Here is a 13,029-nt window from a genome sequence, read left to right on the forward strand (position 1 = left end):
AGGTTCCCGCGAGGCCCGCCGCCGGGCGGCGCGTTGCCATTGCCCACCTGGGGGATCAGTGGTGGCGGAGAGTCACATTCCCTTTTAGTTTCGGCATATGACCCAACGCCACCTCACGTATCTCACCTGCGCCGTGGTCGTCCTGGCCTCGGGCATGGCCGCCACGCCGTCGACCGCCCAGCCCACCGTGCACCGGGTGCGGCCCGGCGCATCGATCCAGAAGGCCGTGGACGCCGCGAAGCCGGGGGACACCGTCGTCCTCTCACCCGGCACCTACAAGGAGAGCGTCGACATCACCACGCCGGACGTCACCCTGCGCGGCTCCGGCGCCCACCGCACCGTCCTGGTGCCCGATCCGGACGCCGACCGGGGCGCCTGCGCCGAGGCGGGGCACGGCATCTGCGTGACCGGCACGGACAAGACACCCCTCGAGGGCGTCACCGTACGCTCGTTGACACTGCGGGGCTTCACCGGGAACGGACTGTGGGCCACCGGCACCGACCGGCTGCGGGTGCAGGGCGTGACCGCCGAGAGGAACGGCAAGTGGGGCATCGCCGAGGAGCGCTCGGTGCGCAGCGTGCTCAGCCACAACGTGGTCGAGGAGAACGGCGACGCCGGACTGTTCCTGGCCAACACCACCGACACCGAGGAAGGCGCCCGGGACGCCCGCAAGACGGTGGTCCGCCACAACCGCATGCTCGGCAACCGCGTCGGTGTCACCGTGCGGCGGCTGCGGAACCTGACCGTCGACCGCAACGAGGCCACCGGCAACTGTGCCGCCGTGTTCGTGGTGGGCGACGAGTCCAAGCCCGTCGCGGGCGACCTGCGGGTGACCCGCAATCACCTCCGCGCCAACAACAAGCACTGCGCCGCCACACCGCGGCTGTCCTTCCTGCAGGGCGTGGGCATCGTCCTCACCGGGGCCGAGGACACCCTCGTGGCCGGGAACCGGGTCGAGAACCACAAGGGCACCTCCCCGATGTCCGGCGGCATCGTGCTGTTCAAGAGCTTCGAGGGCGCCGCGAACGAGCGCAACACCGTCCGCGACAACCTGGTCACCGGCAACAGCCCGGCCGACCTGGCCAACCGGGACACCGCCACGACCAACACGTTCAGCGGCAACATCTGCACGCTCTCCGAGCCCGCCGGTCTGTGCTGAACACCCCGCCGCACCCCGCCCCACCTCCTCGGCACCCCAACACCTCAACACCTCACCCTGCCCCCTCAACAGCACAGCAGAAGAAGCGAGGCGACGGATGACGACCGTTGGTCCGGCTCCCTCACCGCCCATGCGGCTGCGGGAGCTCGTTTTCGGGGCGGCCTGCGCCGCCGCCGTACGCGCCGCCGTACGCTTGGGTGTGGCGGACGCACTCGACGACACCCCCATGACCGCGGACGACCTCGCGGAGGCGGTGAAGAGCCGGCCGCACACCCTGCGGCGGCTGCTGCGCGCGCTGTCGTGCCAGGGAGTCTTCGTCGAGCACCCCGACGGGACGTTCACGCACACCGAGATGTCCCGGCTGCTGCGCGAGGACGACCCGCACAGTCTGCGGTACATCGCCCTGTGGTGCACCGAACCGTGGACCTGGAACGTCTGGCCGCTGCTCGACGAGGCGGTCCGCTCCGGCGGCAACGTCTTCGAGGACGTCTACGGCCGGGAGTTCTTCGACCACCTGGGCGAGGACGCCCCCGAGTCCGCGCACGTGTTCAACCGGGCCATGACGACGTCCAGCGAGCAGTCCGCGCGGGACGTCGCCGCGCTGCTCGACCTGGGCGACGTCTCCTCCGTCGTGGACATCGGGGGCGGTCAGGGCCACGTCCTGGCCGGGCTGCTGGAGAAGTACCCGGACCTCCACGGCACCCTGTTCGACCTGCCCGGCGTGGTGGAGAACGCCGACCCCCGGCTGTGGGAGGACGGCGCGCTGGCCGGCCGGGCCCGGCTCGTCGCCGGGGACTGCCGCCAGGGCGTCCCCGTACGGGCGGACCTCTACCTCATCAAGAACGTCCTGGAGTGGGACGACGACAGCACCCGCCGGGTCCTGGCCAACATCCGCGCGGCCGCGCGGCCCGGAGCACGCGTCGTCGTCATCGAGAACCTCGTCGACGACACCCCGTCGATGCGGTTCACCACGGCCATGGACCTGCTGCTGCTCCTCAACGTCGGCGGCGCCAAGCACACCCAAAAGAGCATGACCGACCGGCTGACCGACGCGGGTCTGGTCATCGGCGAGGTCCGGCCGGTCAACGCCTACCTGCACGCCTTCGAGTGCACCGTCCCGGGCTGATCCGCACCGGTCGGTACCGTCCGGCCGGTGCGGATCAGCCCGGGACGACCCCGAGGCCGCCGGCTCCGTGACGTGCACGGGACCGGCGGCCTCGGGGTACTTCCGGGCTGTCCGCTCAGGAACCGGCGCCGCGCTCCCAGTGGTAGAAGCACTGCGCCATGGCGTCCTTGGGGCTGCGCCAGGTCTGGGGATCGTACGGGCTGACGTACGCCTCCAGCTGTTCGCTGATGCCGCGGAACTCGGGGTGCCCGGCCACCTTCGCGATGGCGGGCGCCGGGTCCCGCTCGGACTCGATGAGGTGCAGATACAGGTCGTCGCCGAACTGGAAGAGCCGGCGCCTGTTCACCCCGATCAGGTGCGGGAGTTCGCCCCGGTCGGAGGCGGCGAACACATCGGCGATCTGTGACGCCGAGCCGGGCGCCATACGGGCCACGATGAGTGCGTGGTGCATCGACGGTCCTTTCCGGATCGGTCGGCGGTCAGCGGGAGGTGGCGGACGCGGGGCTCCTGCGCTCGCCGGCGGCCTGCTCGATCCGGTCCCGGATGAGCGCCAGCTGCGTACGCGAGTTGCGGTTGATGTTGTCCGTCATCCAGGCGTCGTCGACCGGGGCGTCGGGCTTCATCGCGAAGTCCTGCGTCCAGTTCATCCGGACGCCGTCCGGCAGCTGCTCGTACTCCCACAGGATGTCCATGTGGGCGAAGGGCCCCGTCTCGACGCGGCGGGCGCGCACGGTCCGGCGTGCCCGGTCGGGGGTGCGCTCGGAGACCCAGCTCCACACCTTTCCGTTGTCGTCCGGGTGCATGGTCAGGCGGAACGTCGTGGTGTCGCCCTCGCGGGAGAGCACCTCGACCGACGCGTACTCGCTGAACAGGTCCGGCCAGTTCTCGAGGTCGTTGGTCATCTCCCACACGAGGTCGAAGGGAGCGTCGATGGTGATGCTGTTCTCGGTGTGTCCTGCCACTTTCAGGCTCCAGCCTTGAGGGTGCTGTTGACGAGGTCCAGAAACTCCCGGGGCGTCCTGCAGCGCTCCGAGTCGGGGGGAAGCGAGAGGCTGTACCGGTTCTCCAGCTCGCCGACGATGCCGAGCAGGCCGAGCGAGTCGAGGCCGAAGGAGTCGAAGGGGGATTCCGCGGCTTGCTTCAGTTCCTGCGGGGCGACGGTGATGCCGGCGGCCTTCTTCATCAGGGCGGCCAGTTCGTCGACGGTCACTTCAGTGGTGATCATGAGTGTCTGCTCCTTCCCCGCCCGGGCCTACCGGGCGGATTCGCCGCCGCGGCGCACGACCAGCGCCGCGTTGGAGCCCATCAGTCCCCTGCTGAGGACGAGGGCCGTGCGCAGCTCGGCGGGCCGAGCGCGCGACATCACCAGGTCGAGGTCGTGGCAGATGTCGAACACGTTGGGTGTGGGGGGCACCTGGTCGTGTTCCATGGCGAGCACCGCGGCCACCGTGTCCAGCACGGGTGCCGCGCAGTGGGCCCGTCCGAAACCCGTCTTGGGCGCCGTGACGGGGACCCGCCTGCCGTGCGCGCCCAGCGCGTCGGTGATGGCCAGCGCCTCGGCGCGGTCCGCCTCCGGTACGCCCATCGCGTCGGCGAACACCACATCGATGTCCTCCGGCGCGGCGCCCGCCTCGTCGAGGGCGCCGCGGATCGCCCGGGCCAGACCCTCCCGTGACTCCTCCCAGCGGGAGGCGCCGGTGAAGGTGGCGGCGTGGCCGGCGAGGGTGGCCCGTACCGGCACCCCGCGCTCGCGGGCGCGGTCCTCGTCCTCGACGACGAGCAGCGCACCGCCCTCGGCGGGCACGAACCCGCAGGCCTTCGAGGTGAAGGGACGGTAGGCGAGGTCCGGGTCCTCGACGGTGCTGATCTCGGGATAACCGAGCTGGCAGACCATCGAGTACGGGGCCAGCGGGGCCTCCGCGGCCCCGACGACCATCGTGCCGGTGCCGCGCCGGACCGCCCCGGCGGCGTGCGCGAGGGAGTCGAGGCCGCCGGCCTCGTCGCTCGCCACCACCCCGCACGGGCCCTTGAAACCGCTGCGGATGGAGATCTGGCCGGTGCTCGCGGCGTAGAACCAGGCGATGGACTGGTACGGGCCGACGAACCGGGGGCCCTGACCCCAGAGTTTCTGCAGCTCGCGCTGCCCGAACTCACCGCCGCCGGAACCGGCCGCGGTGACCACGCCGATGGAGAACGGATCCACGGGATCACCGCTGCCGAGCCCGGCGTCGTCGAGGGCGAGGGCGGCGGCCGCCATCGCGAAATGGCTGAACCGGTCAGTCTGGACCAGGAACCGGTCCTCGATGAGGGCCGCCGCGTCGAAGGAGCGGACCTCGCCCGCCACCCGCAGCGGCAGGTGCCCGCATCCCTCGCGGGTGATCCGGTCCAGTACGCCGATGCCTTCGCTGACGGACTTCCAGTAGGCGTCGGTCCGCTGTCCGTTGGGCGCGATCACACCGATGCCGGTGATGCCCGCGCGACGGGGGCGCTGAGTGCGCTGAGTACTCATCGGTTCCTCCCGCCCGGCCCGGTCAGCAGCACCGCGGACTGGAAGCCGCCGAACCCGCTGCCGACGGAGAGCACGTTCCTCAGCTTCCGGGGGCGGGCGGTGCGCGGCACGTAGTCCAGGTCGCACTCGGGGTCGGGGGTCTCGTAGTTCGCCGTCGGCGGTACGGCCTGGTGCTTCAGGGCGAGCACGCAGGCCACCACCTCGATCGCACCGATCGCGCCCAGCGAGTGCCCCACCATCGACTTGATGGAGCTCATGGGCGTGTCGTAGGCGTGGGCGCCGAGGGACCGCTTCACCGCGGCCGTCTCGTGCCGGTCGTTCTGCCGGGTGCCGGAACCGTGCGCGTTGACGTAGTCGATCAGTGTGGGGTCGAGACGGGCCTGGCCGAGCGTGCTGTCGATGGCCCGCGCCATCTCCAGGCCCTCGGTGGTCAGACCGGTCATGTGGTAGGCGTTGCCGAAGGTGGCGTACCCGCCGATCTCGCAGTGGATCTGCGCCCCGCGGGCCCGCGCGTGCTCGTACTCCTCGAGGACCAGCACCGCCGCGCCCTCGCCCATCACGAACCCGTCGCGGTGCGCGTCGAAGGGGCGGGAGGCGTGCTCCGGGTCGTCGTTGTTCGGCGACGTCGCCTTGATGGCGTCGAAGCACGCCATCGTGATCGGCGAGATCGGCGAGTCGGACGCCCCGGCGATGCAGACGTCGGCCCGGCCCTCGGCGATGGTGTGGAAGCCGTACCCGACCGCGTCGAGTCCCGAGGTGCAGCCCGTGGAGACGGTCTGCACCGGGCCCCGCGCGCCGAACCGCTCGGCGACGACCGAGGCGAGCGTGCTCGGCTGGAACGCCAGGTGCAGCTTCGGGTCGGCGGCCCGGTGGTCCACGTCCCAGCGCGAGCCGTGCTCGCTGACCCGGACGTAGTCGTGCTCCAGCCGGGTGGTGCCGCCGACCGCGCTGCCCAGCGACACCGCGGTGCGCCAGCCGTCCTCGCCCTCCGGGTCGAGCCCGGCGTCGCGGACCGCCTCACCGGCGGCGACCGCGGCGAACTGGATGTACCGGTCGGCGTGCTGGCACAGGTCCGGCTCGAGACCGTGGTCGAACGGGTCGAAGTCGCACTCGGCCGCTATCCGCGAACGCAGCCCGCTCGGATCGAACAGGGTGATGCCGCGGGTCGCGGTGCGGCCGGCCGACAGAAGGTCCCAGAACGCCGTCGCCCCGGTACCGCCCGGAGCGACCACTCCGATACCGGTGACAGCCACCCGCCGGGTCACTTTATGGCCTCACTGCGTCCGGCCGGCCGGCCCTGCCCGGACCCGGACGCGACCGGCCCGCCCACGGTCAGCTGAGGGCCGGCCTCGGAGCCGGCGTTCTCCTCGGTGTCGACGTGCCCGAGGCTCGGATGCGGGGCGAGCGGGCCCAGGTGGAAGACCATGCGGGCCTCGGCGTCGGAGACGTTGCGGAAGCGGTGCCGCATGTCGATCGGGATCATCAGACCCTGCTCGGCCCGCAGTGCGAACGGCTCCCCGTCCAGGTCGACTTCGAGCGCGCCGCTGACCACGTACACGAACTCCTCGGAGTACGGGTGGTAGTGCTCGCCGATGCGCTCACCGGGTTGGATGACGGCCAGACCCATGAAGCCGCTGGTGGAACCCACCGTGGCCGGGGTGAGGAGGGTCCTGAGATCACCTCCGCGCCTTCTGTTGGGTTCCGTCTCGCTCAGGTCCACGATGCGTGGATGTTTTTTGGACATGGTTGGTACCTCCGGGTGGGGCGGGGACGTCCGGGCGGGGCGGCCGCGGACGGCACCACGGTTTGCCGTCAGGAATCCACCGCGCTGCGGTCGGTGACGAGCAGCATGTCGGCGTGCGAGAGCAGCCGGTTGAGGTTGCGCTCCGAGTTCAGCGGGGCGTCGACGCCGACCGCCGCGCCGTCCAGGAGCCGCTCCAGCTCCGCCGCCTTCCCCGCGCCCTTGACGCCCAGGGCCCATTCGGGGTCGGCGGCGAGGTCGCCGGTGACGTCGACCATGCGGACCACGATGTCGTCGCGCTGGAAGACGGTGCTCGTGAAGATGTGGCTGTCCGGGGCACCGACCGCGGCCTCGTCCTGATGGGAGAGGAACCGGGCCAGCTCCAGGCCCTGTCCCCCGACGGCCGGGTAGTACAGCGCGTGCCGCCGCAGACCGGCGGGCTCGGGGCCGTCCGCGCGGACGTGGTGCACGGAGGGGAGCGCGGCCCGGGTGAAGAACACCCGCGCCGAGCCGGGGTCGGACAGATCCCGCTCCTGCTCCAGGTGGGGGTCTATGGCCGTTTCGATGGCCCGGATCTCGGGCCGGCCGGCCACGTCGCGCAGTGCCGCGGCCAGGTCGCCCTCGACCTCCATGCACCGCACCACGCGGTTGCCGTGCATGAACACGGAGGTGCGGCGCAGCCTCGTGTCCGTCTTCAGCAGGGCCTTGGGAGACGTGTACCCGGCCAGGTGCTCCGCGACCTTGGACTCGCTGCCCGGCTTGACGGTGAAAGTGAGCGCGTGGCGGGCCACCCCGTCGCCCACGCGGACCTGCGCCTGCAGACCGGACCGCGTCTTCGCCCCGGGACGCGGCTCCGTCTCGCGCAGGACGCTGTAGCGCATGGAGCGGGTGTCGCGGACACAGCTGTGCATCGGGCGGACGATCTCGATGTGCTCCTCGCTGTTCACCCAGGCGAGGAAGGGAAGCGCGCTCTCCCACTCGCTGGTGATGAGCCACTGCGAGGGGTTCTCGATCGACTGGCAGAGCTGGTCCTGGATGTGCCCGGGAATGGACGCGACCTTGCTGCTCATGTGCTCGTAAGCCTCGAGGAACTGCTCCTGCGCCCCGTCGTACAGGTCGAGCAGCAGGATCACCCGCAGCCTGGAGCCGTCGAACGCCGAATGCGCTATGCGTCCCGCCGTGGGTTCCGTCGTGCGTTCCGTCGTGGTCATCCGGCGCACCTCTCCTCTTCTTCACGAAAGGCTCTTCAGTGGAGGTCGGAAACGACCCCGTCGCCGAAACGGCCGGGCTCGTCCTGAACCGATCGTCGGGGCGCCCCGCGAAGTGCGCGAGACACACGGGGCAGGTGGGTGAACCGCGCGTCAACCGGGTGCCGCCAGGAGACGAAAAGACCCGTACCGGGCATGAATGCGGCGACCTTTTCCCGCCCGTCCGGAGTGACGCTGGAGGCAGTTCAATGAACCGATTGCAAGAGGCCGGCGAGACCGGCCACCGCACGCCCGTCCTCATCGTGGGCGGCTCCCTCGTGGGTCTGTCGATGTCCGTGTTCCTGGGGCGTCTGGGCGTGCCGCACACGCTCGTCGAACGTCACACGGGCACGTCGATCCACCCGCGCGGGCGCGGCAACAACGTGCGCACCATGGAGCTGTTCCGGGTGGCCGGAGTGGAGCAGCAGATCAGGGAGGTCGCGTCGGTCCTGGCGGACAACCACGGCATCATGCAGACGCCGAGTCTGGCGGACGGCGACGGCGAGTGGCTGTTCAAGGAGATCGACCCCGGGGGCGGGCTGGCCCGGTTCAGCCCCGCCGGGTGGTGCCAGTGCAGCCAGAACGACCTCGAGCCGGTGCTGCTGGCACACGCCCGCGAACTCGGCGGCGACCTGCGCTTCGCGACCGAGCTGATGTCGTTCGACCAGGACGGCGACGGGGTGACGGCGCGGGTCAAGAGCCGGGAGACCGGCGAGCACACCACCATCCGCGCCGACTACCTGGTCGCCGCGGACGGCCCGCGCAGCCCCGTGCGGGAGCGGCTCGGCATCGGTCAGAACGGTCCGGGGGACCTGTTCCACAACGTGAGCGTCACCTTCTCCTCACGCGACCTCGCGGGCGTCGTCGGCGACCGCCGGTTCATCGTCTGCTACCTGACGAACCCGGAGGCCGACGGAGCGCTGCTGCCCGTCGACAACGCCGAGAACTGGGTGTTCCACGCCCCCTGGCACCCCGAACACGGCGAGATGATCGAGGAGTTCACCGACGAGCGGTGCGTCGCCCACATCCGGCGGGCGATCGGCGTGCCGGACCTCGACGTCAAGATCACCGGCCGGGCCGCCTGGCACGCCGCCGAGCGGGTCGCCGAGAGGTACACCGACCGCCGGGTGTTCCTCGCCGGCGACTCGGCCCACGAGATGTCGCCCACCGGGGCGTTCGGCTCCAACACCGGCATCCAGGACGCGCACAATCTCGCCTGGAAGCTGGCCGCCGTCCACGGCGGCTGGGCGGGCCCCGGACTGCTGGAGTCCTACGAGGCCGAGCGCCGGCCGGTCGCCGAGGCGACCAGCGCCCGCGCCTCGAACCGCTCGGTCGAGCACAGCCACCCCGGCTACACGCCCGCGGCGGGCGCCGGCAGCAAGGGCCCGAAGGGCGGAATCCTCAACGTGGCGCTGGGCTACCGCTACCCGCAGGGCGCGGTCGTCGGCGGCGACCCGGCGGCGCCGGTCGTCCCGGAGGGCCTGCAGCTGACGGGGGAGCCGGGCACCCGGGCCCCCCACCTGTGGCTGGACCGCGACGGCGTCCGCATCTCCACCCTCGACCTGTACGAGCGGTCCCTGGTGCTGCTGACCGGCGAGTCCGGCGGCGCCGCCTGGCACACCGCCGCGGCGCAGGCGGCGCAGCAGCTGCGGGTGCCCCTCGACGCCTACCGGATCGGCACCGGGCCCGCCGCGGACCTGACGCCGGGCGACGGCGTGGACTGGGCACAGGCCCACGGCGTCACCGGGGACGGCGCGGTCCTGGTCCGCCCCGACGGATTCGTGGCGTGGCGCTCCGAAGGGGCCGCGGCGGACCCCGCGACGGCGTTGCGGAAGGCCGTCACGGACGTCCTGGCCCGGGAACGGGACTGACGATGCGCGCGGCGAGGCGGCGTCAGGCTCCTCCGACGCCGCCCTGCCGCCCCCGCTCCGCCTTGGCCCTGTGCTGTTCGAACCGCTGGACCGCGGGCCCGTCGTCGTTCCACGGCCACGGAGTCACCGTGCCCTGGAGCGCCTCGAACACATGGTTGGCGTCGACGGCCCGGCCGGCCGCGCACAGCGCGTACGCCAGGACGTTCAGGTCCGCCTGGGCCGCCGCGTGCTGGAAGAATCCCGGCTTCGCCCAGAGGGAGGCGGCCTGTTCCAGCGAGGCCGCGATCTGCCCGCCCTCCCACAGCTGACCGGCCGTCATGGCCCGGACGCCGCCCTGCGCCACCAGCCCCTGGTACTGCCGGACGGCCGCGGTCAGCTCGACCGCGGCGCACGGCGCGTTGGCCGGTATCCGGGTGCGCACCACGTCGATGAAGTCGAGGACGGCCGCGCTCGATCCCCCTTCCTCCGGCGACAGATGGGCGAGCATCTGCAGATAGGCCTCACGGTGCCAGCGGTCGCGTCCGGTGGCCTCCCGCCAGATGGCGTTGACCTCGCTCTGCGGATACCGCTCGAGGCGGGCCATGCCGAGCAGGGCCACCCAGGGCAGCGGGTCCGCCGGCCTCAGCTCCGCGGCCCGGTGGCACTGGGTCACCAACTGGGTGGCGTCCTCCAGGTGTCTGTCCCGCAGGCCGCGCATCAGACCGACCCAGGAGTGGAACACCAGCGCGTCGGAGTTCTTCGGCTCCCTGGTCAGCCAGGCCGAGGCCAGGTCGGACTTCGATTCGGCCGTCTCCCCGGCCAGCACGGTCATCCGGTGGCTGCGCCGGTCCCAGTTGTCCCCGGTTTCCTCCAGGAAGGCCGCGACGAGAGTCACCTCCGTCGACTTGACGCCCCCACCGCGCTTGCTCACCTGCCGGAGGATGCGCGCGAGGGCGGCGTCGTCGAGGGCGGGGGCGAGGCGGGGACGTTTACCGGTACGACTGCTGAAGAGCGACATGCCCGCAGACTAGGAACTGTTTCGGGTCCGGCAACCGCTGCGACCCGATCGTTACCGATCCGGACCTCGGCGTGACGGGGTTTGGGCACCCCACCGGCGGCCAAGGGCCTGAACAGGCACTTGGCCACCGGCAGTCGGGGAAAACGACGCGGTGCGTGAGTGTGTCCTTCCGTCCGCCCGGCCGTGCCCGGCCGGTCAGGAAGCCGGCGCGGGGAAGGTCGGGTACTCCACGCCGGAGACGTACTGGACGACCCGGACGACCTGGCAGGAGTAACCGAACTCGTTGTCGTACCAGAGGTACAGGATCGCGTTGTCCCCCTCGACCTTGAGGGCGCCGGCGTCGACGATCGAGGCGTGCCGCGAGCCGATGAAGTCGCTGGAGACCGCGTCGGGGGCGCTGATGAAGTCGATCTGGCGCTTCAGCGGCGAGGTGAGCGACACCTCGCGGAGGTATTCGAGCACCTCGGCGCGGTCGGCCGCGCGGCCCAGCTGGAGATTGAGGATCGCGATGGAGACGTCCGGCACCGGGACCCGGATCGAGCTGCCGGTGATCGTCGCGTCGAGGTCGGGCAGCGCCTTGGCGACGGCGGAGGCGGCACCCGTCTCGGTGATCACCATGTTCAGCGGCGCGGAGCGGCCGCGGCGCTCGGACTTGTGGTAGTTGTCCAGCAGGTTCTGGTCGTTGGTGAACGAGTGGACGGTCTCCACGTGGCCGCGCAGCACACCGTACTCGTCCGCCATCGCCTTGAGCGGCGGGACGATCGCGTTGGTGGTGCAGGAGGCGCAGGAGAGGATCTGCTCGTCCGGCTTGAGGGTGTCGTGGTTGACGCCGTGCACGATGTTGGGCACGTCGCCCTTGCCGGGCGCGGTCAGCACGACCTTGTCGACGCCGGGACGCAGGTGCTGCGAGAGGCCCTCGCGGTCGCGCCACTTGCCGGTGTTGTCGATGAGGATGGCGTTCTTGATGCCGTACGCCGTGTAGTCCAGCTCCGACGGGTCGTCGGCGTAGATCACCTTGATGGTGTTGCCGTTGGCGACGATCGTGCTGCTCGCCTCGTCCACGGTGATCGTGCCCTGGAACTGGCCGTGCACGGAGTCGCGGCGCAGCAGGGAGGCGCGCTTGACGATGTCCTGCTCGCCGCCCCGGCGGACCACGATGGCGCGCAGCCGCAGGCCGTTGCCGGAGCCGGACTTCTCGATGAGCAGGCGGGCGAGGAGCCGGCCGATGCGGCCGAAGCCGTAGAGGACGACGTCGCGCGGCTCACGGCGGTCGATCTTGTGGGCGCCGGTGGCTCCGGCCACGGCCTCGGCGGTGAACTCCGCGACCGACAGTCCGCGGTCGTCGGTCCGGTAGGTCGCGGCGAGGAGACCGAGGTCGATCTGGGACGGACCGAGGTCGAGCGCGGTGAGTGCCTGGAGGAAGGGCAGCGTCTCGGTGACCGACAGCTCCTGGCCGGAGATCTGACGGGCGAAGCGGTGGGTCTTGAGGATCGAGACCACCGACTTGTTCACCAAGGAGCGGCTGTGCAGCAGGACGGTGACGTCCCGCTCGCGGTGCAGCTTCCCGATGATCGGGATCATCGACTCCGCGATCTCCTCGCGGTGCTTCCAGCTGGTGAACGAGTCTTCAGTGACAGTCACAGGATTATCTTTCGAGCTAGGCGGCGCTCATATGATAACCATGCCGGTCAGAGGGCTCCGCCGGGGTCTCCCTTCCGGTGCGGGGAGGATTGCGGACCGCGCGATCGGGTACGCGTCCAGGACCGTGCCCGGAGCGGGTCCCGGTCCGATCGGCCGATCCGCCTTCTGCCGGTCCGCCGCCCGCGGATCGCTCGTCGCGGATCGCCGACGGCCGTCGCCGATTCCGTCCGGGGCGGGTCCGTACGACCGCCGCTACGAGGGAAGCCGCCATGGAGACACCCGCGCACGAGAACAATGACCCCACGTCCGCCCAGCGGGCTCTGGACGCTCTCGCCGACAACACCCAGGACACGGCGGCGCTGGACGCCCTCGCCAACAGTGACGTACTGATCCCCGTGCCCGACGACGCGGGTGACGAGGCCGCCGACCCCGGCGCGGTCGCGCTGCCGGTGATGGAGCAGCCGGACGGCATCCAGGTGGTGCCGGTCTTCACCTCGGAACTGGAGATGTCGGGACTGCTGCCGTTCGTCTCCCGCTACCGCCTGGTGCCGCTCGGGGCGCTGGCCGCGCAGTGGCCGGCCGACGAGCTGTCCCTCACCATCGACGGCAGCTCGGAACACCGTCTGACGCTGACATCGGAGGGGGTGCGCACCCTGCTGGCCCGCCCCTAGGGCCGGGGCCGCAAACCGATAATCACCCGAGCCAAACGGGCCCGCAATAACCACGTAAGAGCCCCCC

General features: G+C 71.2%; 13 protein-coding genes. 4 read left to right on the forward strand and 9 right to left on the reverse strand.

The window, feature by feature from the left end; translation table 11 throughout:
• Positions 1 to 97: 97 nt before the first annotated feature.
• Together ACIF80_RS13715 and ACIF80_RS13720 are read left to right on the forward strand one after the other, a co-directional pair.
• Complete coding sequence (locus ACIF80_RS13715) at positions 98 to 1,159, forward strand: nitrous oxide reductase family maturation protein NosD (protein WP_399803483.1); 1,062 nt, start codon at positions 98 to 100, stop codon at positions 1,157 to 1,159.
• 97 nt (positions 1,160 to 1,256) lie between these two features.
• Positions 1,257 to 2,285, forward strand: a complete 1,029-nt coding sequence (locus ACIF80_RS13720; RefSeq protein ID WP_399803486.1) for a methyltransferase — start codon at positions 1,257 to 1,259, stop codon at positions 2,283 to 2,285.
• 115 nt (positions 2,286 to 2,400) lie between these two features.
• Here the strand turns inward: ACIF80_RS13720 and ACIF80_RS13725 are convergent, their stop codons facing one another.
• The 7 genes from ACIF80_RS13725 to ACIF80_RS13755 form a co-directional block, all read right to left on the reverse strand.
• Positions 2,401 to 2,736, reverse strand: coding sequence for a TcmI family type II polyketide cyclase (locus ACIF80_RS13725; RefSeq protein WP_399803488.1), 336 nt, complete (start codon positions 2,734 to 2,736; stop codon positions 2,401 to 2,403).
• A 28-nt stretch (positions 2,737 to 2,764) separates the two neighbouring features.
• On the reverse strand, positions 2,765 to 3,247 hold the full coding sequence (locus ACIF80_RS13730; protein WP_399803491.1) for an SRPBCC family protein: 483 nt from the start codon (positions 3,245 to 3,247) through the stop codon (positions 2,765 to 2,767).
• A 2-nt stretch (positions 3,248 to 3,249) separates the two neighbouring features.
• Positions 3,250 to 3,510: an acyl carrier protein gene (locus ACIF80_RS13735; protein WP_399803494.1), complete on the reverse strand. Its 261-nt coding sequence runs from the start codon at positions 3,508 to 3,510 to the stop codon at positions 3,250 to 3,252.
• 27 nt (positions 3,511 to 3,537) lie between these two features.
• Positions 3,538 to 4,794 (reverse strand): ketosynthase chain-length factor, encoded by a 1,257-nt coding sequence (locus ACIF80_RS13740; RefSeq protein ID WP_399803497.1) that lies wholly within the window; start codon positions 4,792 to 4,794, stop codon positions 3,538 to 3,540.
• Positions 4,791 to 6,059, reverse strand: a complete 1,269-nt coding sequence (locus ACIF80_RS13745; RefSeq protein WP_399803499.1) for a beta-ketoacyl-[acyl-carrier-protein] synthase family protein — start codon at positions 6,057 to 6,059, stop codon at positions 4,791 to 4,793. The genes ACIF80_RS13740 and ACIF80_RS13745 overlap by 4 nt, the downstream gene beginning before the upstream one ends.
• A complete protein-coding gene (locus ACIF80_RS13750; RefSeq protein WP_399803502.1) occupies positions 6,056 to 6,538 on the reverse strand; it encodes a cupin domain-containing protein in 483 nt (160 codons plus the stop codon). The genes ACIF80_RS13745 and ACIF80_RS13750 overlap by 4 nt, the downstream gene beginning before the upstream one ends.
• Before the next feature lie 68 nt (positions 6,539 to 6,606).
• Positions 6,607 to 7,746 (reverse strand): SchA/CurD-like domain-containing protein, encoded by a 1,140-nt coding sequence (locus ACIF80_RS13755; protein WP_399803505.1) that lies wholly within the window; start codon positions 7,744 to 7,746, stop codon positions 6,607 to 6,609.
• A gap of 245 nt (positions 7,747 to 7,991) precedes the next feature.
• Between ACIF80_RS13755 and ACIF80_RS13760 the strand changes: the two genes are divergently transcribed.
• The gene (locus tag ACIF80_RS13760) at positions 7,992 to 9,653 is read left to right on the forward strand and encodes an FAD-dependent oxidoreductase (protein ID WP_399803508.1); all 1,662 of its coding nucleotides are present in this window, start codon (positions 7,992 to 7,994) and stop codon (positions 9,651 to 9,653) included.
• A gap of 22 nt (positions 9,654 to 9,675) precedes the next feature.
• Here the strand turns inward: ACIF80_RS13760 and ACIF80_RS13765 are convergent, their stop codons facing one another.
• Positions 9,676 to 10,650, reverse strand: a complete 975-nt coding sequence (locus tag ACIF80_RS13765; RefSeq protein WP_399803511.1) for a hypothetical protein — start codon at positions 10,648 to 10,650, stop codon at positions 9,676 to 9,678.
• A 195-nt stretch (positions 10,651 to 10,845) separates the two neighbouring features.
• A complete protein-coding gene (locus ACIF80_RS13770) occupies positions 10,846 to 12,291 on the reverse strand; it encodes a glyceraldehyde-3-phosphate dehydrogenase (RefSeq protein ID WP_399803514.1) in 1,446 nt (481 codons plus the stop codon).
• A gap of 269 nt (positions 12,292 to 12,560) precedes the next feature.
• Between ACIF80_RS13770 and ACIF80_RS13775 the strand changes: the two genes are divergently transcribed.
• Complete coding sequence (locus ACIF80_RS13775; RefSeq protein WP_381219943.1) at positions 12,561 to 12,962, forward strand: SseB family protein; 402 nt, start codon at positions 12,561 to 12,563, stop codon at positions 12,960 to 12,962.
• Positions 12,963 to 13,029 lie beyond the last annotated feature (67 nt).

This window comes from Streptomyces sp. NPDC085927 (assembly GCF_044540975.1).
GTDB lineage: Bacteria > Actinomycetota > Actinomycetes > Streptomycetales > Streptomycetaceae > Streptomyces > Streptomyces hirsutus.

What these genes read in the sequence shown, in the direction of transcription:
- ACIF80_RS13750 (WP_399803502.1), bottom strand. Translation starts at nt 6,538, where the DNA reads ATGTCCAAAAAACATCCACGCATCGTGGACCTGAGCGAGACGGAACCC.
- ACIF80_RS13755 (WP_399803505.1), bottom strand. Translation starts at nt 7,746, where the DNA reads ATGACCACGACGGAACGCACGACGGAACCCACGGCGGGACGCATAGCG.
- ACIF80_RS13775 (WP_381219943.1), top strand. Translation starts at nt 12,561, where the DNA reads ATGGAGACACCCGCGCACGAGAACAATGACCCCACGTCCGCCCAGCGG.
- ACIF80_RS13715 (WP_399803483.1), top strand. Translation starts at nt 98, where the DNA reads ATGACCCAACGCCACCTCACGTATCTCACCTGCGCCGTGGTCGTCCTG.
- ACIF80_RS13735 (WP_399803494.1), bottom strand. Translation starts at nt 3,510, where the DNA reads ATGATCACCACTGAAGTGACCGTCGACGAACTGGCCGCCCTGATGAAG.
- ACIF80_RS13760 (WP_399803508.1), top strand. Translation starts at nt 7,992, where the DNA reads ATGAACCGATTGCAAGAGGCCGGCGAGACCGGCCACCGCACGCCCGTC.
- ACIF80_RS13740 (WP_399803497.1), bottom strand. Translation starts at nt 4,794, where the DNA reads ATGAGTACTCAGCGCACTCAGCGCCCCCGTCGCGCGGGCATCACCGGC.
- ACIF80_RS13720 (WP_399803486.1), top strand. Translation starts at nt 1,257, where the DNA reads ATGACGACCGTTGGTCCGGCTCCCTCACCGCCCATGCGGCTGCGGGAG.
- ACIF80_RS13725 (WP_399803488.1), bottom strand. Translation starts at nt 2,736, where the DNA reads ATGCACCACGCACTCATCGTGGCCCGTATGGCGCCCGGCTCGGCGTCA.
- ACIF80_RS13765 (WP_399803511.1), bottom strand. Translation starts at nt 10,650, where the DNA reads ATGTCGCTCTTCAGCAGTCGTACCGGTAAACGTCCCCGCCTCGCCCCC.